The sequence below is a fragment of the Hydrogenophaga sp. Root209 genome, assembly GCF_001428625.1.
GTDB lineage: Bacteria > Pseudomonadota > Gammaproteobacteria > Burkholderiales > Burkholderiaceae_C > Hydrogenophaga.
This window is the reverse complement of sequence record NZ_LMIE01000031.1, coordinates 313,418-337,160: the sequence shown is the minus strand read 5'-3', so window position 1 is coordinate 337,160 and position 23,743 is coordinate 313,418. Positions and strand designations below refer to the sequence as shown.

The 23,743-nt window shown below is 61.5% G+C and carries 19 protein-coding genes and 1 other RNA gene; 9 read left to right on the top strand and 11 right to left on the bottom strand.

The window, feature by feature from the left end; translation table 11 throughout:
* Positions 1-20 precede the first annotated feature (20 nt).
* Both ASE11_RS20060 and ASE11_RS20055 read left to right on the top strand, forming a co-directional pair.
* Positions 21-983 (top strand): TRAP transporter substrate-binding protein, encoded by a 963-nt coding sequence (locus ASE11_RS20060; protein ID WP_056275713.1) that lies wholly within the window; start codon positions 21-23, stop codon positions 981-983.
* A 12-nt stretch (positions 984-995) separates the two neighbouring features.
* Positions 996-4,589: a hydantoinase B/oxoprolinase family protein gene (locus ASE11_RS20055; RefSeq protein ID WP_056275710.1), complete on the top strand. Its 3,594-nt coding sequence runs from the start codon at positions 996-998 to the stop codon at positions 4,587-4,589.
* Between the two features lie 66 nt (positions 4,590-4,655).
* Here ASE11_RS20055 and lapB read toward each other — a convergent pair whose 3' ends face one another.
* From lapB to gyrA, 9 genes are all read right to left on the bottom strand, one after another.
* Positions 4,656-5,801, bottom strand: coding sequence for a lipopolysaccharide assembly protein LapB (gene lapB, locus ASE11_RS20050; protein ID WP_056275706.1), 1,146 nt, complete (start codon positions 5,799-5,801; stop codon positions 4,656-4,658).
* Entirely contained in the window at positions 5,791-6,096 is a 306-nt protein-coding gene (locus tag ASE11_RS20045) for a lipopolysaccharide assembly protein LapA domain-containing protein (protein WP_056275703.1), read from the bottom strand. Before ASE11_RS20045 ends, lapB begins: the two co-directional genes overlap by 11 nt.
* A gap of 59 nt (positions 6,097-6,155) precedes the next feature.
* Positions 6,156-6,476 (bottom strand): integration host factor subunit beta, encoded by a 321-nt coding sequence (locus ASE11_RS20040; protein ID WP_056275700.1) that lies wholly within the window; start codon positions 6,474-6,476, stop codon positions 6,156-6,158.
* 93 nt (positions 6,477-6,569) lie between these two features.
* Positions 6,570-8,255, bottom strand: coding sequence for a 30S ribosomal protein S1 (gene rpsA / locus ASE11_RS20035; RefSeq protein WP_056275697.1), 1,686 nt, complete (start codon positions 8,253-8,255; stop codon positions 6,570-6,572).
* A 184-nt stretch (positions 8,256-8,439) separates the two neighbouring features.
* Complete coding sequence (locus ASE11_RS20030; protein ID WP_056275694.1) at positions 8,440-10,449, bottom strand: bifunctional 3-phosphoshikimate 1-carboxyvinyltransferase/cytidylate kinase; 2,010 nt, start codon at positions 10,447-10,449, stop codon at positions 8,440-8,442.
* 37 nt (positions 10,450-10,486) lie between these two features.
* Complete coding sequence (locus ASE11_RS20025) at positions 10,487-11,365, bottom strand: prephenate dehydrogenase (RefSeq protein WP_056275691.1); 879 nt, start codon at positions 11,363-11,365, stop codon at positions 10,487-10,489.
* Positions 11,365-12,462, bottom strand: coding sequence for a prephenate dehydratase (gene pheA, locus ASE11_RS20020; protein ID WP_056275687.1), 1,098 nt, complete (start codon positions 12,460-12,462; stop codon positions 11,365-11,367). Before pheA ends, ASE11_RS20025 begins: the two co-directional genes overlap by 1 nt.
* Positions 12,463-12,486: 24 nt before the next feature.
* Positions 12,487-13,593, bottom strand: coding sequence for a 3-phosphoserine/phosphohydroxythreonine transaminase (gene serC / locus ASE11_RS20015; protein ID WP_056275684.1), 1,107 nt, complete (start codon positions 13,591-13,593; stop codon positions 12,487-12,489).
* On the bottom strand, positions 13,593-16,241 hold the full coding sequence (gene gyrA, locus ASE11_RS20010) for a DNA gyrase subunit A (protein ID WP_056275681.1): 2,649 nt from the start codon (positions 16,239-16,241) through the stop codon (positions 13,593-13,595). Before gyrA ends, serC begins: the two co-directional genes overlap by 1 nt.
* A 261-nt stretch (positions 16,242-16,502) precedes the next feature.
* Between gyrA and ompA the strand changes: the two genes are divergently transcribed.
* The 5 genes from ompA to ASE11_RS19990 all read left to right on the top strand — a co-directional run bounded on the left by ompA (position 16,503) and on the right by ASE11_RS19990 (position 19,897).
* Complete coding sequence (gene ompA / locus ASE11_RS20005) at positions 16,503-17,153, top strand: outer membrane protein OmpA (protein ID WP_056275680.1); 651 nt, start codon at positions 16,503-16,505, stop codon at positions 17,151-17,153.
* A gap of 68 nt (positions 17,154-17,221) precedes the next feature.
* Positions 17,222-17,929, top strand: a complete 708-nt coding sequence (gene ubiG, locus ASE11_RS20000; protein ID WP_056275677.1) for a bifunctional 2-polyprenyl-6-hydroxyphenol methylase/3-demethylubiquinol 3-O-methyltransferase UbiG — start codon at positions 17,222-17,224, stop codon at positions 17,927-17,929.
* Positions 17,926-18,603, top strand: a complete 678-nt coding sequence (locus ASE11_RS19995; RefSeq protein ID WP_056275674.1) for an HAD-IA family hydrolase — start codon at positions 17,926-17,928, stop codon at positions 18,601-18,603. Before ubiG ends, ASE11_RS19995 begins: the two co-directional genes overlap by 4 nt.
* A 12-nt stretch (positions 18,604-18,615) precedes the next feature.
* Positions 18,616-18,992, top strand: a transfer-messenger RNA (tmRNA) gene (ssrA, locus tag ASE11_RS25550).
* Between the two features lie 161 nt (positions 18,993-19,153).
* The gene (locus ASE11_RS19990; protein ID WP_056276421.1) at positions 19,154-19,897 is read left to right on the top strand and encodes a pseudouridine synthase; all 744 of its coding nucleotides are present in this window, start codon (positions 19,154-19,156) and stop codon (positions 19,895-19,897) included.
* A 15-nt stretch (positions 19,898-19,912) separates the two neighbouring features.
* On the opposite strand, the gene ASE11_RS19985 is transcribed toward ASE11_RS19990, so the two are convergent.
* Both ASE11_RS19985 and ASE11_RS19980 read right to left on the bottom strand, forming a co-directional pair.
* Positions 19,913-20,641 (bottom strand): DUF2726 domain-containing protein, encoded by a 729-nt coding sequence (locus tag ASE11_RS19985; RefSeq protein ID WP_056275670.1) that lies wholly within the window; start codon positions 20,639-20,641, stop codon positions 19,913-19,915.
* 215 nt (positions 20,642-20,856) lie between these two features.
* The gene (locus ASE11_RS19980; RefSeq protein WP_056275667.1) at positions 20,857-21,678 is read right to left on the bottom strand and encodes an alpha/beta fold hydrolase; all 822 of its coding nucleotides are present in this window, start codon (positions 21,676-21,678) and stop codon (positions 20,857-20,859) included.
* A gap of 126 nt (positions 21,679-21,804) precedes the next feature.
* Here ASE11_RS19980 and ASE11_RS19975 point away from each other — a divergent pair, with 126 nt between their 5' ends.
* Together ASE11_RS19975 and ASE11_RS19970 are read left to right on the top strand one after the other, a co-directional pair.
* A complete protein-coding gene (locus ASE11_RS19975; RefSeq protein WP_082585888.1) occupies positions 21,805-22,701 on the top strand; it encodes an EI24 domain-containing protein in 897 nt (298 codons plus the stop codon).
* Positions 22,702-22,729: 28 nt separating this feature from the next.
* Complete coding sequence (locus tag ASE11_RS19970; protein WP_056275664.1) at positions 22,730-23,545, top strand: competence/damage-inducible protein A; 816 nt, start codon at positions 22,730-22,732, stop codon at positions 23,543-23,545.
* Positions 23,546-23,743: the final 198 nt, after the last annotated feature.

Sequence of the window (23,743 nt, the reverse complement as noted above, 5' to 3'; positions counted from 1 at the left end):
CCCATCGATCGGGAGAGCCCATGAAATTCCTAGTGTTGGCCATATTGATGCTGACCTCGGTGGCGCACGCGCAGACGCGCTGGCAACTGGCAACAGGCTACAGGGCGGACTCATTTCACGCGCAGAACCTCGCCCAGTTCGCGGACGACGTGGAGCAAGCCACGGCCGGTGCGTTGCGCATCGAGCTTCGCCCCGACAACACCCTGTTCAAGCTCGCGGAGATCCGTCGGGCTGTGCAAGAGGGCAAGGTGGAGGCGGGTGAGACCATCATGAGCAGCATGGTGGGGGATATCCCGATCGCGGGGGCCGATGCCATTCCCTTCGTGGTGCATAGCTATGGTGATGCCCGTCGGCTCTGGCATTTGCAGCGCCCATTGATCGAGAAGCATTTTGGGGCGAGAGGGTTGAAGGCTTTGTATGTGGTGCCCTGGCCGCCTCAAGGTCTCTTCACCAGCCAGCCCGTGCACTCGGCGGCCGACTTCAAAGGAACACGCATGCGCACCTACAACCAGTCCACCGTGCGCATCGCCGAGATGCTGGATGCTTCGCCGGTGGATGTGCCGATGGTCGAGGTCAATCAGGCGCTCGCTGACCGCAAGGTGGACAGCATGATCACCTCCGCCGTGACCGGGGTTGAGAACCGCGTGTGGGACCAGATCGGGTTCTACTACGGCATCAACGCCTGGTTCCCCAAAAACATTGTGTTCGTCAATGCCAGGGCTTTTGAGGCCTTGCCGACATCAGCCCGTGAGGCCCTGACCCAGGCTGCCGCCCGCGCCGAAGTGCGAGGCTGGGCGCTGAGTGAAGCCGTGGCCAACGAATCCACCTGGGAATTGCAACGTCGCGGCATCAAGGTGGGTCGCGTGCCCCTCGGCTTCGAGGCTGAACTCAAGCGCCTGGGCGAAAAGTTTTCCCGTGAATGGGTGAGATCGGTCGGCAGCGAAGCCAACCTGATCTTCGTTCCCTACTACCTTCAACGTTAAAGTTCGCAAATCATGCAAGACAACACTTCCCCGCTGGGCAGCCGCTGGCAATTCTGGATCGACCGTGGCGGCACCTTCACCGACATCGTGGCCAAGAAGCCGGATGGGTCACTCAGCACCCACAAGCTTTTGTCCGAGAACCCCGAGCAGTACCGTGATGCGGCAGTGGCCGGCATTCGCCACCTGCTGGGTTTGAAACACGGCGAGCCTGTGACGCCTGTGCTCGTGGAGTGCGTGAAGATGGGCACCACTGTGGCCACCAACGCGCTGCTGGAGCGCAAGGGCGAACCCACGCTGCTCGTGACCACGCGCGGTTTTCGTGATGCGCTTCGCATCGCGTACCAAAACCGCCCGCGCCTGTTCGATCGCCGCATTGTCTTGCCCGAGTTGCTGTACAGCGAGGTGATTGAGGCCCAGGAACGTGTCAGCGCGCACGGCGATGTGCTGCAGGTGTTGGATGAGGTGGCGTTGCGTCGAGATTTGGTGACCGCGTACGCGCGCGGACTGCGCAGCATGGCCATCGTGTTCATGCACGGCTACCGCTTCACCGCGCACGAACAGGCCGCCAGTCGCATTGCGCGTGAGATCGGCTTCACGCAGGTGAGCACCTCGCATGAAACCAGTCCGATGATGAAGTTCGTGAGCCGCGGCGACACGACAGTGGTCGACGCCTACCTCTCGCCCATCCTGCGACGCTATGTGGAGCAGGTGGCCGGCGAGATGCCAGGTGTCAAGCTGTTCTTCATGCAGTCTTCGGGCGGGTTGACGGACGCGCGAGCGTTCCACGGCAAGGACGCGATCCTCTCAGGTCCGGCGGGCGGGATTGTGGGCATGGCACGCACGGCAGGCCTGGCGGGCCAGGACAAGGTGATCGGCTTTGACATGGGTGGCACCTCCACTGACGTTTCACACTATGCGGGTGAGTTCGAACGCGAGTTCGAAACCCAGGTGGCGGGTGTGCGCATGCGCGCACCCATGATGAGCATCCACACCGTGGCGGCCGGCGGAGGGTCCATTCTTTCCTTCGACGGTGCCCGCTTCCGCGTGGGGCCGGAAAGCGCAGGTGCCAACCCAGGACCCGCCAGCTACCGCCGTGGCGGACCGCTGGCGGTCACCGATGCCAACGTGATGACCGGCAAGATCCAGCCGCGCCATTTTCCCAAGGTGTTCGGCCCCAAGGCCGACGAGGCGTTGAGCCTGGAGGCGGTGCAGGCTCGGTTCGGCGAATTGGCGGCGCAGACCGGTCGTCCACCTGAAGAAGTGGCCGAAGGTTTCATCAACATCGCGGTTCAGCAGATGGCCAATGCGATCAAGAAGATTTCAGTTGCGCGCGGTTATGACGTCACACGCTACACACTGCAGTGCTTCGGCGGTGCGGGCGGGCAACACGCCTGCCTGGTCGCTGATGCATTGGGTATGACGCGCGTGTTCGTGCACCCGCTTGCAGGCGTGCTCAGTGCTTACGGCATGGGTCTGGCCGATCAAAACGTCATTCGTGAGCAGGCGGTGGAGTTGCCTCTGGCGGCCACCTCGTTGCCCCTGATTGCTGAAAAGCTCGATGCATTGGGCGCTACCGCGCAAGCGGAGTTGGAGCGCCAGCAGGTGAATGCGGGTGAAGCCAAGGTGCACCAACGGGTGCACATCCGCTACGAGGGCAGCGACTCGGCATTGGTTGTGCCATTCGGGGACCTTGCCACGATCCAGGCTGGCTTCGAGTCCGCTTACCGCCAGCGCTTCGCTTTCCTGATGCAAGGCAAGCGCCTTATGGTGGAAGCGGTGTCGGTGGAAGCGGTGGTGCCGGGCGACGCGCCCGACGAACCCCGCTTTGAGACGCATGAAGCCCGTGAAGTGCCGCGGCGCGAAACCGTGCGCATGTATTCTGGTGGTCAGTGGTTGGACGCTGCCTTGGTGGTGCGCGAGGATCTGCGTCCCGGTGACGTGATTCCGGGGCCGGCGATCATTGCCGAAAAAAATGCCACGACGGTGGTGGAGCCGGGTTGGGAAGCTGTTCTGACCGCGCTCGATCACCTGGTTCTGGACCGCCGCGTGCCGCGCACCGTGACCTACGCCGTGGGCACCTCGGTGGACCCCGTGCTGCTGGAGGTGTTCAACAACCTGTTCATGAACATCGCAGAGCAGATGGGGCTGCAACTGCAGAACACAGCCTACTCGGTCAACATCAAGGAGCGACTCGACTTCTCGTGCGCGCTGTTCGACGCCGAGGGCAACTTGATTGCCAATGCACCTCACATGCCTGTGCACCTGGGTTCCATGGGCGAGAGCATCAAGACCGTGATCCGTGAGAACGCCGGCAAGATGCAGCGTGGCGATGTGTATGCGCTCAACGACCCGTACCACGGTGGAACCCACCTGCCCGACGTGACCGTGATCACACCGGTGTACCTGGGCAACAAGCCCACGTTCTACGTCGGCTCACGCGGCCACCATGCCGACATCGGTGGCACCACTCCCGGGTCCATGCCACCGTTCTCAACGCGCATCGAACAAGAGGGCGTGCAGATCAACAACGTCAAGTTGGTTGATCGTGGCGTCTTGCTCGAAGCCGAGATGGTGGCGCTGCTGCAAGGCGGAGAGTTCCCCTCTCGCAACCCGCAGCAGAACATGGCCGACCTCAAGGCACAGATCGCCGCCAACGAAAAGGGTGTGCAGGAGCTGCGCAAGATGGTCGAGCAGTTCGGTCTTGACGTGGTGCAAGCCTACATGCGCCACGTGCAGGACAACGCGGAAGAGTCGGTGCGACGCGTGATCACACGCCTCAAAGACGGCGCATTCATCTTGCCGCTGGACAACGGTGCGCAGATTCAGGTGGCCGTGCGGGTGAATACCGCACAACGCAGCGCAGAGATCGACTTCACAGGAACGTCGGCTCAACAACTCAACAACTTCAACGCCCCCACCGCAGTGTGCATGGCCGCCGTGCTCTATGTGTTCCGCACCTTGGTCGACGACGACATCCCGCTGAACGCTGGCTGCCTCAAGCCACTCAAGGTCATCATCCCTGCGGGCTCCATGCTCAACCCCAACCCGCCGGCGTCGGTGGTGGCCGGCAATGTGGAGACCTCCAGCTGCATCACCAACGCCTTGTATGGCGCACTGGGCGTGATGGCTGCGAGTCAGTGCACGATGAACAACTTCACCTTCGGGAACGCGGCCCACCAGTATTACGAAACGATCTCGGGCGGCAGCGGCGCGGGAGAGGGATTTGATGGCACGAGCGTGGTGCAGACCCACATGACCAACTCGCGCTTGACCGACCCCGAAGTGCTGGAGTTCCGCTTCCCGGTTCGGCTGGAGAGCTACGAGATCCGCGAAGGCTCGGGCGGCACAGGCCGCTGGCAGGGGGGGCACGGTGGCGTGCGGCGCGTTCGCTTCCTCGAAGACATGACTGCCAGCATCCTGTCCAATGGCCGCCTCCACGGCGCGTTCGGCATGGGCGGTGGGCAGGCCGGTCAGGTGGGTCTCAACCGAGTGGTGCGGGTGGATGGCTCAGCGGAGGAACTGGGTCACATCGGCCAGGCGGAGATGAAGCCGGGCGACATCTTCGAGATCCACACCCCCGGCGGTGGCGGCTACGGAAAAGCTTGACGAGCGCAGAGCTCGTTCCAGCAACTGCGGAACCGGCTATGGCCGGGCCGCAGGCGTTGCCCCAGGCTACAACTCTTCGACTCGGCGTGCCGGGTAACTGTCCCAGGTCTGGCAGCCAGGACACTGCCAAAAATGTTGGCGAGCCTCAAAACCGCAGGCTGCGCAGCGGTAGCGTCGCAATGGCGCGCTGGCTTGCTCCAAGGCCTGTTGCACCCGTGCTTGTGCGCGCTCACTTGATAATGTTTCTCCCGCCAACCACTGCGCGGTGATAACCAGTGAGGGCTCGCGTTCCAGGTGGCTGAGGTAGTGGTTGCGCATTGCCTCGGGATTGAGGCTCAGGCTGGCCAGGGCTTGCGTGATGTCGATCGACGGCGCTCGCTCGTGGCTCGCATGCAGCACCTTGACAGCCTCTGCCTCGCGTCCGGTTTGCCGGGCCAGGTCGGCGAGTGAGTGGGCCGCCAGCGGCAATCCCTGTGGAGCATGCTGGTTGAGATGAAACAGGGCATCCAGCGCGCCTGCAGCGTTTCCACCCTGGGCCTTCTGTGCAGACAGAGCCATCCAACCCCGTGAGAGCTGTGGTGCCCGCTGCACCGCCTCTTCCAGGAGATGCAGGGCCTGCTTGCTGTCACCGCCCTGTTGGGCAATCTCAGCCTCTTCGCAGAGGTAGTGGGCGAGCCGCGTCGAGAAGCTGCCTTGCTCGGCTGCCTCAAGCCGTTGGGCGATCTCCTTGGCCCGCGGCCAATCGCGCGAACGCTCGTAAATGCCCAGCAATGCCAGCAAGGCCTCGCCCTCGAAGGCTGAACCCTGGAGTTTGTTGAGGGCGGCCTCCGCACGGTCCAGCAGTCCAGCCTTGAGAAAGTCCAGGGCCAGCGCATGCTGGGCGCGGTCGCGGTCTTTGTGACTGATGTCGGCTCGCGAGAGCAGGTGTTCGTGGACTCGCACGGCGCGGTCATAGTCGCCGCGGCGCCTGAACAGGTTGCCCAGCGCAAAGTGCAGTTCTGCTGTGTCAGGGTCGCCTTGCACCGCCTCGATGAAAGCGTCGATCGCCTGGTCTTGCTGTTCGTTCAGCAGGTGGTTCAGGCCGCGGAAGTAAGCCTTGGGCGCTTGGCGGCTTTCCATGCGCCATTGACGAAGATCCAGGCGAGAGGCTCCCCAGCCTGCCGCGAAGGCCAGGGGTAGGCCCCACAGCAGCCAGGTGAAATCAAAGTCCATGGCGGCGGTCTGTGGGGTCGGGGAATAGCGTGGAATCAGCGTCGAAGGAGGTGCTGGCCGCGACGACCGACGCAGCGCGGCGTCGAGAGCGTTTGGCCCGCAACCACAGTGGCAACATGACCAGCACGCCCAGGAACACGCCGAGCACGAGTGCGACCAGGATGACGAGCACCAGCGGCGCTTGCCAACTGGCGCCAAAGAACAGGTTGAGCGTGACGCTGTCCTGGTTGTTCAACGCGAAAGCGAACAACACAAAAAAAATGGCTGCATTGAGCAGCCACATCAGGTATTTCAAATCGTCCCCTTTGTGGTGGGGCGATTGTAGCGATCAGGTCGCCGCCAAGGTAGCGACCATCACGTCGGTTTCTTCGGTTCGCGCCCGAGAATCTCGGCCGTCTTGGCGTCCACCTGTTCGCGCAGGGCCTTGCCCGGCTTGAAATGCGGTACTCGCTTCTCGGGAATCATCACACTCTCGCCAGAACGCGGGTTGCGTCCCACGCGCGGGGATCGGCGATTGACCGAAAAGCTGCCAAAGCCGCGGATCTCGATCCGATGGCCTTTGACCAGTGCATCACCCATGGCGTCGAGGATGGCCTTGACGGCGAACTCGGCGTCGCGGTGGGTGAGCTGACCAAATCGGCTGGCCAACGCTTCAACAAGGTCGCTGCGGGTCATGTGTTCGGATTTGGGCTTGGGCATTCAAGGACCGGCGTCCGGTCAGAACACACGCCGTGAGACATGTGTCTGATCAGACGCCAGCATTCGTGCTTAGCCGTTGTTGTTGTCCAGCTTGGCGCGCAGCAGGGCGCCCAGGCTGGTGGTGCCGGCGCTTTCGCGCGAGGATTGCTGGCTCAGGGTCGCCATGGCTTCCTGCTGGTCAGCGGCATCCTTGGCCTTGATGGACAACTGGATGTTGCGCGTTTTGCGGTCGATGTTCACCACCACGGTGGTGACTTCGTCGCCTTCTTTCAGCATGTTGCGTGCGTCTTCCACACGGTCACGGCTGATTTCGCTGGCGCGCAGGTAGCCCAACACGTCTTCACCCAGGTCGATCTCGGCGCCTTTGGCGTCGACGGTCTTGACCTTGCCGGTCACGATGGAGCCCTTGTCATTCACCGACACGAAGGTGGTGAACGGGTCGCCGTCGAGTTGCTTGATGCCCAGAGAGATGCGCTCGCGCTCCACATCGATGGCCAGCACGATGGCTTCGACTTCCTGGCCCTTCTTGTAGTTGCGCACAGCGGCTTCGCCGGTTTCGTTCCACGACAGGTCGGACAGGTGAACCAGGCCGTCAATGCCGGCGGCCAGACCCACGAACACGCCGAAGTCGGTGATCGACTTGATCGGACCCTTGACGCGGTCACCGCGCTTGGTCTGTTCAGCAAACTCGTGCCATGGATTGGCACGGCACTGCTTCATGCCCAGCGAGATGCGGCGCTTGTCTTCGTCGATGTCGAGCACCATGACTTCGACTTCGTCACCCAGCGACACCAGTTTGGAAGGCGCCACGTTCTTGTTGGTCCAGTCCATTTCGGACACATGCACCAGGCCTTCAATGCCTGGCTCGAGTTCCACGAACGCGCCGTAGTCGGCGATGTTGGTGATCTTGCCGAACATGCGGGTGCTTTGTGGGTAGCGGCGAGCCACGCCCATCCAGGGGTCGTCACCCATCTGCTTCAGACCCAGCGAGACGCGGTGCTTCTCGGTGTCGAACTTCAGGATCTTGGCGGTGATTTCCTGGCCAGCCTGCACCACTTCGCTCGGGTGGCGCACACGACGCCATGCCATGTCGGTGATATGCAGCAGACCGTCGATGCCGCCCAGGTCCACGAACGCACCGTATTCGGTGATGTTCTTGACCACGCCGTGCACGATGGCGCCTTCTTTCAGGGTATCCATCAGCTTGGCGCGCTCTTCGCCCATGGAGGCTTCCACCACGGCGCGGCGGCTCAGCACCACGTTGTTGCGCTTGCGGTCGAGCTTGATGACCTTGAATTCCAGGGTCTTGTTCTCGTACGGGGTCAGGTCCTTGGTCGGACGGCTGTCCACCAGCGAGCCTGGCAGGAAGGCGCTGATGCCGTTAACCATGACCTTCAGGCCGCCCTTGACCTTGCTGGAGGTTGTGCCGGTGACGAATTCACCCGATTCGAGTGCTTTCTCCAGGGACATCCACGAGGCCAGGCGCTTGGCCTTGTCGCGCGACAGCAGGGTGTCGCCGAAACCGTTTTCCACGGAGTCGATTGCAACGGAGACAAAGTCTCCGACCTGCACTTCGAGTTCACCCAGGTCGTTCTTGAATTCGGCCAGCGGCACGTACGCTTCCGACTTCAGACCGGCGTTGACCACCACATGGCTGTGTTCGATGCGAACAACTTCAGCAGTGATGACTTCGCCCGAGCGCATTTCAGCGCGTTTCAGGGACTCTTCGAACAGGGCGGCAAATGATTCAGACATTGAATTTCCTAAAACCACTCAGCGTCGGCGCCTTCAACCGGTGTGACTCGGTTTGCGCAGGGATCGACGTGTGGGCGGCGTTGACATTGCGGTGCGAAACACCGCGGGGTTGGTTGAAAAGAACCGTCGAGCATGCGGGCTGGGAGCGCCCGGCTGTGCCGTCAGGGCCGTGTGTGAAGCGCGCTCAGTTCCCCGAGAACGCTGATTTGCCCTGCCACCAGTTCATCACCACTTGCACCGATTGTTCGATGTCCAGTTCGGAGTTGTCCAGTTTCAAGGCGTCTTCGGCTGGCTTGAGAGGTGCGTGTGTGCGGGATGAGTCCCTCAAATCACGCGTTCGCAGGTCTGCCAAAAGACTGTCGATGTTAGCAGCAATTCCCTTTGAAATCAATTGCTTATGGCGCCGCTCGGCGCGCTGCTCGGCGGTGGCGGTCAGGAACACCTTCAAAGCCGCGTCCGGGAAGATCACCGTACCCATGTCGCGCCCGTCGGCCACCAGACCGGGCAGGCGCCGGAAGCTTTGCTGAAGGGCGTGCAGGGCGGATCGCACGGCCAGGTGTTGGGATACCCGGGACGCCATGCCGCCGGTGGATTCCAGTCGCAGCGGGTCGGTGATGTCGCGACCACCCAGAAACACCTTGTGGTCACGGAAAGCCAGCGGCAGTTGTGCGGCCAGACGGGCCAGGGCGGGTTCGTCGTCCAGCGACACACCAGCGTCTTGCGCTGCGAGCGCGGTTGCTCGGTACAGTGCGCCGGAGTCGAGCAGGTGGTAGCCCAGGCGTTGAGCCACTTCAGAGGCCAACGTGCCCTTGCCGGAAGCCGTGGGGCCGTCAATGCAGATGACTGGGATGGCCTGGGCTGGCGTGTTGCACACCTCGAACAAGGTCTCGAAGTAGTCGGGAAAAGTCTTGGCGACGCATTTCGGATCTTCAATGCGCACCGGCAGGCCCGCCGGGTTGAAGCTGGTCAGCGAGAAGCACATCGCCACCCGGTGGTCGTCGTAGGTGTGGATGCTCGCGGAGCGCCAAGTGGTGGGCGGCGTGATGCGGATGAAGTCGGCGCCTTCCTCCACCGTGGCACCCAGTTTGCGGCACTCGTTGGCCATGGCGGCGATGCGGTCGGTTTCCTTCACGCGCCAGCTGGCGATATTGCGCAGCGTGGTGATCCCGTCGGCGTAAAGCGCCATCACGGCCAACGTCATGGCGGCGTCCGGGATGTGGTTGCAGTCGAGGTCGATGGCCTTGAGTGGCCACGCGCCACGGCGAATGCGCAGGCGATTGGCTTCACCGGTGACCTCGGCGCCCATGAGCCTGGCCGCTTCGACGAACCTGATGTCCCCCTGGATCGAGGCCAGACCGACGCCTTCGATAGTGATGCCTTGCGTGCTTTGCGCGATGGCACCCAGCGCGATGAAGTAGCTGGCCGATGACGCGTCGCCCTCGACGGGTATGCGCCCCGGCGAGCGGTAACGGCTACCGGCAGGGATGGTGAAGCGTTGCCAGCCGTCCCGTTGCACCTGCACACCGAAACGCGAGAGCAGGTTCAGCGTGATTTCGATGTACGGGCGCGAAATCAGTTCGCCCACGACATCGATGACGATGTCTTGCTTCTGCGCCACCAGCGGCAAGGCCAGCAGCAGTGCCGTGAGGAACTGGCTGGAGACGTCGCCCCGCACCCGGATGGGCTGGTCGAGCTGCAGCGCAAGGGGTGTGCCCGTACCGAGCTTGAGCGGCGGATAGCCTTCCTGGCCCAGGCAGTCCACTGCGCAGCCCAGTTGGCGCAGGGCATCCACGAGATCACCAATGGGCCGCTCATGCATGCGCGGGACACCACTGAGCTCGAACTCGGCACCGTGTGTGGACGCAAGCAAGGCCAGTGCTGCGGTGAGCGGGCGCATGGCGGTGCCGGCATTGCCCAGAAACAGCCGCGCTTGTCGCACCGGGAGCACGCCGCCCAGGCCGTGCACTCGCAAGGCGCCGTCGGGTTGTGGTTCGATCCGGCAGCCGAGCTGGCGCAGGGCATCCAGCATGACTTGCGTGTCGTCGGAGTCCAAGAGGTCTGTCACGTCGGTGTGACCCTCGCTCAAGGCTGCCAGCAAGAGCACCCGGTTGGAGATGCTCTTGGAGCCCGGCAGGCGCACGGTGCCGCCAGCCGTGGCCAGCGGAGGAATGTCGAGAAACGGAATGGAGTACATGTGCGCGGTGACGCAAGAACGCCGCAGCGTGCGTCGCTCAGCTCTGGGGCTTGATGGCGGTCATGCGCCAATGGGCGCGGGCAGTGCTGGCTTGGTCAATGAGGGCTTCCAGCGCGTCCGGGTTGTCGGCATTGATGGCCGTCTCCAACGCATGCAGAGCGCGCTGGAAAAATCGGGACTGCGCCAGGAGTTCTTCGCGGTTGGACATGAGGATGTCGCGCCAGACGGCGGCGTCGCTGGCCGCAATGCGCGTGAAATCGCGAAAGCCTGGGCCGGCCAGCGACAGGAAGTCCGCAGCCTGTTGTTGACTCTGGATGCCGTTCATCAGGGCAAACGCCACCAAGTGGGGCAGGTGGCTCACCGCTGCGTAGGCAGCGTCGTGCGCTTCGGGCGACATCTGCTTGACGTGGCAACCCAATGCGGTCCAGACCTTGTGTGCCTTGTCCAGTTGCGCCGTGAGCGTGCGCTCGATCGGCGTAAGGATGACCTGACGGCCCTTGTACAGATCGGGATCTGCATGGTCGACGCCGGCGAGTTCCTTGCCCGCAATCGGATGTGCTGGCACGAACACGCCCACCTGATCCTTGAGCACGCGTCGCGCCGCATCGATCACTTCGCGTTTGGTCGATCCCACATCCATGATCAACACGTCACCGCGCACCAAGTGCCGGATGGCCTTGAAGGTGGCTTCGGTGGCCGACACGGGCACGGCGAGCAGCACCAGATCAGCGCCCGAAACGGCCAGCAACGCAGAGGGTGCCTCGACGTCGATCACACCCAGCTGGCGTGCCCGCTCGGTGGTGGAGGGAGACTTGCTGTAGCCGACCACGCGTTTGACCAGACCGGCGCGCTTGAGAGCCAGCGCAAACGAGCCGCCCATCATGCCGCAGCCGATCAATCCCAGTTGTTCAAACATCATTCGTTCACCGGGTACGCGCCCAGCACCTTGTAGAAAGCGCACAGGCCTTGCAGTTCTTGTAGGGCGGCGGCCACATTGGGCTGCGATGGGTGGCCTGCGATGTCGATATAGAAGTAGTACTCCCACTGTCCGGATTTCGCCGGCCGCGACTCGAAACGCGTCATCGAGACACCGTTGTTCTTGAGAGGCACCAACAGGTCGTGCACCGCCCCTGGCCGATTGGGGACCGACACCACCAGGCTGGTGCAGTCGCGTCCCGAGGCAGGCGGCATGGCCAGCGTCTGGGGCAAGGCGATAACGGCAAAGCGCGTGCGGTTGTAGGCCTCGTCCTGGATGGCGTGCGAGACGATGTGCAAGCCGAATTGAGCCGCAGCGCGCTCACTGGCGATGCCGGCCCAAGCAGGATTGGTGGCCGCAAGTCGGGCGCCTTCGGCATTGCTGGAGACTGCCCGCTTTTCGGCCTTGGGCAGGTGCTGCGAGAGCCAGTTCTGGCACTGGGCCAAGGCCTGGGGATGCGCCATGACCACTTCGATGCCGTCCAGCGTGTTGAGCTGGCGCAGCAGGTTGTGACGCACCAGCAGGCTCACTTCACCTACCACATGCACGGGCGAGCGCAGGAACAGGTCCAGCGACCGCGCCACCACGCCTTCGGTGGAGTTCTCCATGCCCACCACACCAAATTGTGCGGTGCCGGCGGCGGTGGCGTGGAACACCTCGTCGAAGTCGGCGCAGTAGATCAGGTTGGCTGCACTGCCGAAGAACTCGATGGCTGCCTGCTCGCAGAAGGTGCCCTGCGGACCCAGCACCGCCACACGTTGCGGCGCTTCGAGCGCGAGGCAGGCCGACATGATTTCGCGCCAGATCGATGCCACATGCTGGTTCAGGAGAGGGCCTTGGTTGGCACCCTGGATTTTCTCGATCACCTGCGCCACGCGGTCCGGTCTGAAAAATGGCGAACCTTCTCGCCGCTTGATGACGCCGACTTCCTCGGCCACGCGCGCACGCTCGTTGAGCAACGACAGCAACTGCTGGTCCAGCGCGTCGATCTGGACGCGCAGGACCGCCAGGGCATCTGACTGGGTGGGTTGGGTCATGTCTTCGGGTTCTGAGGCCTGGGGTCAGGCCCGTGTTTTTTCAAAGTCGTGCATGTATTGCACCAGCGTTTGCACGCCTTCCAGTGGCATGGCGTTGTAGATGCTCGCACGCATCCCACCCACCGATTTGTGACCCTTGAGCTGCAACAGACCCGCGCCCTTGGCACCTGCCAGGAATGCATCGTTCAGGGCTTCGTCGCGCAGGAAGAACGGAATGTTCATGCGCGAGCGGCAGTTGCGCGCGACCTTGTTCAAGTAGAAAGCGGAGCCGTCAATGAAGTCGTAGAGCAGCGAGGCCTTGGCGATGTTGCGTTGCTCCATGGCCGCCACGCCGCTCAGGCCACCTTCGGTCTGTCGCTTGAGCCATTGAAATGTGAGGCCAGCCATGTAGATGCTGAAGGTGGGCGGCGTGTTGTACATCGAGGCATTCGCCGCCACAGTCTTGTAGTCGAATGCGCTCGGACAGACGGGAAGGGCATGGCCCAGCAGTTCTTCGCGTACGACCACGAGGGTCACACCAGCCGGGCCCAGGTTCTTTTGCGCGCCTCCAAAGGCCAAGCCCACGCGCGACCAGTCCACCGGTCGCGATGCCACATGGGAGGAAAAATCGATCACCAGCGGCGCGTTGCTGCCCAAAGCCTTGAGGTTGGGCAATTCGTGGAATTCGATGCCGTGGATGGTTTCGTTGCTGCAGATGTGTACGTACTGAGCGTCTGCGCTGAGCTTCCAGGTGGCGGGCGAAGGCAAGGTGGTGTGGCCGGAATCGGCGTTGCTGGCGGCCAGCACGGGTTGGGCATAGCGCGCGGCTTCCTTGATGGACTTCTCGCTCCAGCTGCCCGTGATCACAAAGTCCACCTTGCCGCCGCGCGAGAGGTTGAGCGGCACAATGGCGTTCTCGGCCAGTCCGCCACCTTGCATGAACAAGATACGGAACTCTGCCGGCACTGCCAGCAGTTCCCGCAGATCGGCTTCTGCTGTCTCGATGATGGTGCTGAACTCCTTGCCGCGGTGGCTCATCTCCATCACGCTCATGCCGCTGCCCCGCCAGTCGAGCATCTCGTCAGCGGCTTGCTGCAACACTTCGGCGGGCATGGCCGCCGGACCGGCTGAGAAGTTGAAGGGGCGCGCCATCACGCTTCAGTGCCCGGATCGTCGACCTCGTTGGTCTCATTCGAGTCGTCAAGCTCTGGCACATTGGCATCGTTCTCAACGATGCGCTGCAGGCCTGAGAGTTCGGCACCTTCATCCAGCGCGATCAGTGTGACGCCTTGCGTGGCGCGACCCATTTCACGGATCTCGGCGACGCGGGTGCGCACCAGCACGCCCTTGTCGGTGATCAACATGATTTCGTCGTCGGTGTGCACCAGCGTGGCGGCCACCACCTTGCCGTTGCGCTCGCTTTGTTGGATGGCGATCATGCCCTTGGTGCCTCGGCCATGGCGGGTGTATTCGGATATCGGCGTGCGTTTGCCGTAGCCGTTGATGGTTGCGGTCAGCACGCTCTGATGCTCGTCTTCGGCCACCAACATGGCGATCACGCTTTGGGTCTCTTCAATCATCATGCCGCGCACACCGCGTGCGTTGCGGCCCATGGGGCGCACGTCGTTCTCGTCAAAACGCACGGCCTTGCCGCCGTCGCTGAACAGCATCACATCGTGTTGGCCATCGGTGAGCGCAGCCCCGACCAGGAAGTCGCCTTCGTCCAGGTCCACCGCGATGATGCCCGCCTTGCGTGGATTGCTGAACTCATCCAGCGCGGTTTTCTTGACGGTACCCATGCTCGTCGCCATGAACACATAGCGGTCTGACGGGAACGTGCGCATCTCGCCAGTCAGAGGCAAGACGACATTGATCTTCTCGCCTTCCTGCAGCGGGAACATGTTGACGATCGGTCGACCGCGCGAGCCGCGCGAACCCGCGGGCACTTCCCACACCTTGAGCCAGTAAAGCCGGCCGCGGTTGGAGAAGCACAGGATGTAGTCGTGTGTGTTGGCGATGAAGAGTTGATCGATCCAGTCGTCTTCCTTCGTGGCCGTGGCCTGTTTGCCCCGCCCGCCGCGCTTTTGCGCCCGGTACTCGGAGAGCGGCTGGCTCTTGATGTAGCCACTGTGGCTGAGTGTGACCACCATGTCGGTGGGCGTGATCAGGTCCTCTGTGGCCAGGTCTTGCGCGTTGTGCTCGATTTCGCTGCGGCGCGCACCCAGCTTGGTCTGGCCAAACTCCTGCTTCACCACCACCAGCTCGTCGCCAATGATGGTCGAGACGCGCTCGGGTTTGGACAGGATGTCGAGCAGATCGTCGATCTCGCCCATGACCTCCTTGTACTCCGCGACGATCTTGTCCTGCTCCAGGCCGGTCAGGCGCTGCAGGCGCATCTGCAGGATTTCCTGCGCCTGTGTCTCGGAAAGCCGGTACAGACCGTCACCGCCCATGCCGAACGCCTTCTCCAGGCCCTCGGGCCGGTAATCGTCGGCGTTGATCACGCCGCCATCGCTGCGCGTGCGGGTGAGCATCTCGCGCACGAGTTGGCTGTCCCAAGGTCGCGCCATCAGTTCAGCCTTCGCCACGGGGGGCGTGGGCGACTCGCGAATGATCTTGATGAAATCGTCAATGTTGGCCAGTGCCACCGCCAGGCCTTCGAGCACATGACCGCGTTCGCGTGCCTTGCGCAGGTTGAACACGGTGCGACGGGTCACGACCTCACGGCGGTGCTCCAGGAACACCTGGATCAGGTCTTTGAGGTTGCACAAACGGGGCTGGCCGTCGACCAGCGCCACCATGTTGATGCCGAAGGTGTCCTGCAGTTGCGTTTGCTTGTACAGGTTGTTGAGCACCACCTCCGGCACTTCTCCCCGCTTGAGCTCGATCACCAGGCGCATGCCCGATTTGTCCGACTCGTCCTGGATGTGGCTGATGCCTTCGATCTTCTTTTCGTGCACCAGCTCGGCAATGCGCTCCTGCAGAGTCTTCTTGTTGACTTGGTATGGGAGCTCGTCCACGATGATCGACTGGCGCTGACCGCGGTCGATGTCTTCAAAGTGGCACTTCGCGCGCATCACAACCCGGCCGCGACCTGTGCGATATCCATCCTTCACGCCATTGATGCCGTAGATGATGCCGGCCGTGGGGAAGTCGGGGGCCGGGATGATCTCCATCAATTCATCGATTGATGCTTCCGGGTGCTTCAGCAGGTGCAGACACGCATCAACAACCTCATTGAGGTTGTGCGGCGGAATGTTGGTGGCCATGCCTACCGCAATGCCCGACGAGCCGTTGACGAGCAAGTTGGGCAGGCGAGAAGGCAGTACCAAGGGCTCCTTTTCAGAGCCATCGTAGTTGGGGCCGAAGTTGACGGTTTCCTTGTCAATGTCGGCCAACATCTCGTGCGAGATTTTCGACAGGCGGATTTCCGTGTATCGCATGGCGGCTGCGTTGTCGCCGTCCACCGAGCCGAAGTTGCCCTGTCCATCCACCAGCATGTGGCGGAGCGAAAAATCTTGCGCCATCCTAACGATCGTGTCGTATACCGCGCTGTCGCCGTGCGGGTGGTACTTACCGATGACATCGCCGACGATACGGGCCGATTTCTTGTACGGCCGGTTCCAGTCGTTGTTGAGCTCGTGCATGGCAAACAACACGCGCCTGTGCACGGGCTTGAGGCCATCGCGCGCATCGGGAAGCGCCCGCCCGACAATCACGCTCATTGCGTAGTCGAGGTAGCTGCGGCGCATTTCCTCTTCAAGACTGATGGGCAGGGTCTCTTTGGCGAACTGTGTCATGAGCAGGGGCTGAAATGCGTCGGGTGGGCCAAAAGGCAACTCGCCATTTTACGGGTGGCACAGGATCGCGCCTTGGCGCGCGCTTTGTTGTAACACCACAACGAATGCGGGGGCAGCCGGAATACAGTCCCCGAGGCGCCCGTAACTGCCGGTTGGCGCTATAGCGCTTGTGGCACAATGAAATCCAGCGTTTTGAGTGGTGGTCACTTCAAGCGTCTTTTTTTGTACGCAGATTGTCTGCGGCTTACCAAGAGGAAAACCATGAAAAAACTCAACAAAGTGGCAATGCTGATCGCAACGGCCGCCATGGCAACGGCCGCCGGCGCCCAAACCATCGACAACTGGCGCAATGGCACCAGCGAACTGGTCTGGAAAAACGGTACCAATGAACTGTGCTGGCGCAATGCAAACTGGACGCCTGCAACTGCCGCTGTCGGTTGCGACGGCGCCATTGTTCCTGTGGCTGCTCCTGCACCGGCTCCTGCTGCAGCGCCGGCACCTGCCCCAGCCGCACGCCCCGCGCCCGCTCCTGCCGCCGCACCTGCTCCTGCCGCGTCCAAAGTTACCTACGCTGCCGATGCGTTCTTCGACTTCGACAAAGCCGTGCTCAAGCCAGAAGGCAAAGCCAAGCTGGACGACCTTGCCAGCAAAGTTTCCGGTATCAACCTGGAAGTTGTGATTGCCGTGGGTCACACTGACTCCACTGGCGCTGCTGGTTACAACCAAGCCCTGTCCAATCGCCGTGCTGAAGCCGTCAAGGCCTATTTGGTGAGCAAAGGCATAGAAAGCAACCGCATCTATACCGAAGGCAAGGGTCTGACCCAGCCAGTGGCAGACAACGCCACCCGCGAAGGCCGCGCCAAGAACCGCCGCGTCGAAGTGGAAGTTGTCGGCACCCGCGCCAACAAGTAAACCTTCGGGTTGCTCCAAGAAAACCGCGCCTCGGCGCGGTTTTTTCATGGGCTGACGATAATCAAACAATGAATCACAACCTCAATGCCGACCCAGCCGAGTTGGCCAAATTCTCCGATCTGGCTCATCGCTGGTGGGATCCTGAAAGCGAGTTTCGGCCACTCCACCAGATCAATCCATTGCGATTGAGCTGGATTGATGGAATGGCTCAACTTGCAGGCAAACGTGTACTGGATATCGGATGCGGCGGTGGCATTCTTTCGGATGCCATGGCGAGAAAAGGCGCCAGGGTGACAGGTATCGATCTTTCGGTCAAAGCACTGCGAGTAGCCCAGTTGCATGCGCTCGAAGCAGGCACGACCAATGTCGAGTACTTGGAAATCAGTGCAGAGGCCATGGCGTTGCAGGAGCCGGGCTCGTTCGATGTGGTCACCTGCATGGAAATGCTTGAGCATGTGCCCGATCCATCTTCCGTTGTTCGTGCGTGTGCGACTCTTGTGAAACCTGGTGGCTGGGTCTTCTTCTCGACCTTGAACCGCAACCCCAAGTCGTTTCTGTTTGCAATCCTGGGTGCCGAATACCTCCTGCAACTGTTGCCCAAAGGGACCCATGAGTACGCCAAATTCATCAGGCCAAGCGAGTTGGCCCGGTATGGTCGCGACGCTGGACTTGAGCTGTCGGACACGCGCGGCATGGAGTACAACCCACTGACTCGTCGCTACTGGTTGAGTCAGAACACCAGCGTCAATTATCTGTTTGCCACCCGAAAAACATGAGGTTCGTTTCTTTCCACGGGGTGCGCGCAGTGCTGTTTGATCTGGACGGGACGCTGATTGACAGCGCGCCCGATTTGGGCGCAGCGGCAGATGGCATGCGCCTGCAGCGCGGCTTGCCGCCCAAACCATTGGCGGAATACCGCCCCCATGTGGGTTCCGGTGCGCGCGGCATGTTGCAAGTGGCATTCGGTATGAATGCTGAACATGTCGAATACGAACAATACAAGGAAGAGTTCTTCATTCACTACGAAAACTGCCTGACCCAGCGCACTCGCCCCTTCGCGGAGGTGGTTCAACTGGTGTCTTCTTTGCTTGAGCGCGGTTTGCGCTGGGGGGTTGTGACCAACAAGGCTCAGCGTTTCACGACGCCCCTCACCCGCTCCATGGGGCTGTTCGATTCGGCAGCCACTGTGATCAGCGGTGACACGACGTCTCACGCCAAACCGCACCCCGCGCCCCTGCTGGAAGCGGCGCGCCGCATGTCGTTGCTTCCAGCCCAGTGCATCTATGTCGGTGATGACGAGCGCGACATCCGCGCAGGGCGTTCGGCAGGCATGTGGACCGTGGCAGCGCGTTATGGCTATCTGGGTGCAGGGGCTGACGTTGCGTCCTGGGGTGCCGACGCTGAAGTTTCTTCTCCGTTGCAGGTCTTGCAATTGCTCGAACCGTCTTAAAATAGAGTACTTGGGGCTGCACTGGTTTCGACGTGGGTTCGGACGCGCAGCAGGGCATGTCGAGGTTCTGTCACCTCGTAAAGCAACAGAAAAAAACCAACTGCAAACGACGAACGTTTCGCACTCGCCGCTTAATCAGCGGTGAGCCTTGCAACAGCAGGCCGATGGGCTGGGCAAGGGGGTCGCAAGACCTCCCGGCTGCAAGGATAATTTCATCGGCTGGCTTTGCGTCGGGCACCTTGACGCAGGGCGAGACTCAAGGATGCTGGCTTCCCGTTTAGCGTGCCACTGCGCGACTCGGGCGGCGAGACTTAAATCAGACGGCTACACATGTAGAACTGCTCGAAGAAGGCTTGCGGACGGGGGTTCAAATCCCCCCAGCTCCACCATACGACCTGATAAAGGCCGCCAACAAGATTCAGTTGGCGGCCTTTTTTCTTTTTGAATCAGGCATTTGCGCAGTTTGACTTCAAGGCGCGATGCATGCGATGGGGCATTGTCCTGACTCGAAGGCGAGCAGCTGTACAGCGGCGACAATTCCCGCATCATGATGCAATTGCAGGACATTCTTTTTTCACAAGGTTTTGGTACCCGCCGAATCTGTTGCGGACTCATTCAGCAAGGGCTGGTGAAGGTGGAAGAGGGTACGGACTGGCAAGCATGCACCGATCCCACAGCCGCGTTTGTCGAGGAGGGTTTGGTGTTCCAGGTTCAGGGCGAAACCTGGGTCTACCACGAGCACGCCTACCTCATGGTTCACAAACCTGCGGGTTTCGAGTGTTCGCAAAAGCCCAGCACCTATCCGAGCGTCTACACCCTGTTGCCCGGCCCATTGCGTTCCCGTGGCGGTGGAGCGGCTGCGGGCGTGCAGGCGGTGGGCCGTCTTGACCAGGACACCACGGGTCTGTTGTTGATGTCGGATGACGGCAAGTTCATTCATCGGTTGACCTCTCCCCGTCATCACGTTCCCAAGGTGTACGAGGTGCAGGTCAAACATCCTCTGGATGAGCAGCAGGTGATCCGATTGCTGGAGGGCGTGGTTCTTGACGACGATCCCAAGCCTGTTAAGGCCCAAGCGTGTTCGGCTGAGAGCGAGTTTCACCTGAAATTGACGCTGACCGAAGGCAAGTACCACCAAGTCAAGCGCATGGTGGCTGCGGTCGGCAACAGGGTAGAGGCCCTGCATCGGTCGTCGGTGGGAGTGCTTTCGCTGACCGGTGATTTGATGCCCGGTCGCTGGCGATGGCTGAGTCGAGAAGAAGTCGCGTCGCTTACTCAAAAGACCTCTGGCTGATGCCCACGACGTCGTTCAGAGGAGATCGCCTTTGCGGCTGTCGAGCGGCATCAGGAAAGAGTTCTCTTGCCACTGAGAGTTGAAGTCGCTTCGTGGCTCGCCCGTGGTGCTGTTGGGCCACGTGGAGAGTGGGGAGAAGTCGCTGGCGCGGGTGCTGCGTTGGCGGGTCAATACCGTGCGCAGGTTGGCCTGCGCGGCGATGATGGCGCGCTCCTCCATTTCGCGCTCGCGCATCGACTGGCTCAGCGCAGATTCGCCCAGGAATTCGGCTCGGATTTCGGCCACGGTGGGAAGACTGTTGGAGCGAACAACCCAGTAGGGCAGGCCGCACTGGGTCAGCAATGAGTGCTTGAGTGCTCGCGTGCTGCGCGGAAGGCCAGCACTTCCAGGCACATCGAGGCAACCGAGCACCCGGCCGTCAGATCGGCACACGGTGAACGTGCAATACACACTGCCCAGCAACTTGTACCACTCCATGCCTTGTTCTCGGTCCCGTGGAAGGGTGAAGCGCGTCACGGGGAGCTTGATCATCACGTGATGATCGTAAAAGGCTCTGGCCAGCCAATGCCATACCCTGGCTTCTTCGCTGTTGGCCAGCGCTCGCGTGCTCAAGGGCCAGTGTTTCGGGATGCGTCTTTTCTCCCTGGCCTTCCGTTCTGCCCACATGCGGTGCAGCAGCGCGCCCAGCGCCAGCAAAGCGGGCACCAGCACTGCAAGCAGCCATGGGTTGGTCCAGTCGGTCATGAGGATCGGAGGGTGTTCGTCTATCTGTATCAAAGTGTATGCAGTTGTCGCCAGCCATGGAGGGTCTGCAATCTCGATACACGAAGAAGGTGTGAATTTCTTGGGGTTTGGGCACCGTTTGATGGGCTATTTGGTCCACATTACACCCCCAGACCGATTGTGCACACTGCTGGACGTTCGTACATCCTACAAAGTGAGTAACTTCCAAACGGTCGTCAAACAATGCGGCTCAAAAAGCTTTCTACCGCTTCGGTGAGATGATCGGGCTGATCTCGGTGGGGGCTGTGCCCGCACTGGGCAAGCTCGAGCCTCAAGGCACCGGCGATCACTGTTTCAATCGACCTCAATTGCTCCATGGAGCCGTACTCGTCTTCCAAGCCTTGCACCATGAGCAGTGGCGAAGCAATGGTCCGTATTTCTGCCCTGATGTCGAACGTGCGGAATGCCTCGCTGAGCCAGACATCGTTCCACTGCCAGAAAGCGTTGTCGACATCTCGATGGTGACGGGCCAGCCGCTGGCGCAGGCCATCTGCGGATTGTGGCGCGGCCTGAAAGAGCGCTTTGGCCTGAGCGATGGCCTTCAATGACATCTCTTCCACGAACACATGGGGCGCTAGCGCCACGCAACCTGCCACGTCATGGTTTGCAGCGTGCAGCAATGCAATCGTGGCACCGTCGGAATGTCCCACCAGAACCGGGCGGCCGATGTCCAACTGCTGGAGCACCTGTGGCAACACTTCGTTGGCCTCCAGATGCATGTAGTCGGGCTCGTGGCGGCCGATGTGCCATGGTCCGCTACGGCGCGGAGGGCCCCTGACGTCTTCCACCGGGTCTGATTGTCCGTAACCGCGTCTTGAATATATCCAGCCGGTGCGACCAGTCGCGGCGCACAGTTCGGCGGGCCAGAGTCGTCCTCGCTGCTGCCAGAGAGAGACGCTGCCTAAGCCTTCATGCAGAAAGACAAGTGGACTCTTGTTGGTTGAGCCGGGAATGTGAGCCACCTCGAGCCCCACGCCTGAAATGACGATGCGATTCATCGTTCAGATGCTAGCCTTCAAGCAGCGTTTGAGTTGTCTTCAACGTGATTGCCTTCGTTCTGCGGCACACCGATACACGTTGTGCCGAGCCCCATCTGTGTCCTGGATTGGCTGTATTCTCATGCGATGACCTTGTTGTTCGATTCTTTCTGGCGGGCCGTTGCGTACTGCGTCCACCCCAGGGTGATCGCCCTGTCCTTTCTCCCCCTGATCTTGATGGTCGTCCTGTCGTTCGGCCTGGGCTACTTTTTCTGGGAGGGCGCAGTGGCCTCGGTGGGTGCCTGGCTGGCATCATTTGAGCTCGTGGAAACCTTGCTGGCCTGGATGGACCGGATCGGAATGGGTCCACTCAGAGGCGTGTTTGCGCCGCTGCTGGTGTTGGTGCTGGCCACTCCTGTGATCGTGCTGCTGTGTCTGTTGCTGGTGGCGATGTTCATGACGCCGGCGATGGTGGATCTGGTGGGGCAGCGTCGCTTCGCCAGCCTGGAGCGCAAACACGGCGGGTCGCTGGTGATCAGTGTGCTCTGGTCATTGGGCTCCACACTGCTGGCCATCGTTGCGCTGGTGATTTCCTTGCCGTTGTGGCTGGTACCCCCCTTGGTGCTGATCCTGCCGCCCCTGATCTGGGGTTGGCTCACATACCGCGTTTTTGCGTTTGACGCGCTGGCCACGCATGCCAGCAGTGACGAGCGCAAATCCATCTTGAGAGAGCACCGCGGCAGCTTGCTGCTCATGGGTGTGCTCAGCGGCTATTTGGGCGCAGCCCCCACTTTGCTGTGGGCTTCCGGCGCCATGTTCATTGCCATGGCGCCGCTGTTGGTGCCATTGGCCATCTGGATATACACGCTGGTGTTTGCCTTTGCCTCGCTCTGGTTTGCCCACTTCGCGCTCGCGGCGCTGCAGCGCTTGCGTGCCGTGGTGCCGGTGGAGGTGCTTGACGCCGATCCAGAACGTGTTCGCCCGTCTGAAGCCCGCTCCGAGCCGCCGCAACTGCGCGGGCCAGATCAGACCGGCGCGGCGTGACCATTCCTTTCTTTTTGTTGAGCACTTCATGAAGCCAGCCATCGGCCTGATCATCATTGGCGACGAAATCCTCTCGGGCAAGCGCTCGGACAAGCACCTGTCCAAGGTCATCGAGCTGTTGAACGCGCGAGGCATGTCACTGTCCTGGGCGCGGTTTGTGGGCGACGACCGCCCGAGCATCACCGCCAATCTGCGAGACGCATTTGCTCAGCCGGGCATTGTTTTTTCATGCGGCGGCATCGGTGCCACCCCTGACGATCACACCCGCCAGTGTGCGGCTGCTGCCTTGGAGGTTGAACTCGCCTTGCATCCCGAAGCCAAGCTGCTGATCGAGTCGCGCATGCGCGATGTGGCCGCCGAGCAGGGTCAGGTCTTCGACCCCCAGCGTGCGGACAACGTGCACCGCTACAACATGGGGGTGTTCCCAATGGGTTCGAACATCATCCAGAACCCTTACAACAAGATCCCTGGGTTCAGTTGCACTGGTGCCGGTGGGGGGCAGGTTCACTTTGTGCCTGGATTTCCAGTCATGGCATGGCCGATGATTGAGTGGGTACTGGACCATTCCTATGCTCACCTGCACCACCAAGGTTCCTCGCTGGAGCGCTCGGTGATCGTGATGGGCGCCATGGAGGCGGCACTGACGCCATTGATGGAGCGGATTGAGCGGGAGTATCCGGTCAAGGTGTTCAGCCTGCCCAGCGTCGATCACCCCGAGTTCGGGCGCCACATCGAACTGGGCGTCAAGGGGGGCTCTGGCGCGGTTGCAGACGCCTTTGCCAGCCTGCTTGCTGGGCTGCAGCTGCACGGGGCCGAGCTGGGCCCTGAGATGGTGCGCAACTGAGTTGCACCTTGTTGGTGCACATCATTTGGAGTGCACCGCAATCGTGCGAATGTCCCGTTCATCGGTTCAGCCTTCGCGCTGAAGGCTGAAAACCCCTCGTCAGCGCTTTGCCGCGAACCTTTGTGGCGCATCGCCTGCGCCATAATCCCCGGGCGTTTGGAGGCAGATGCCCCGTTCAGGTGAACCCGGGTTGCGTTT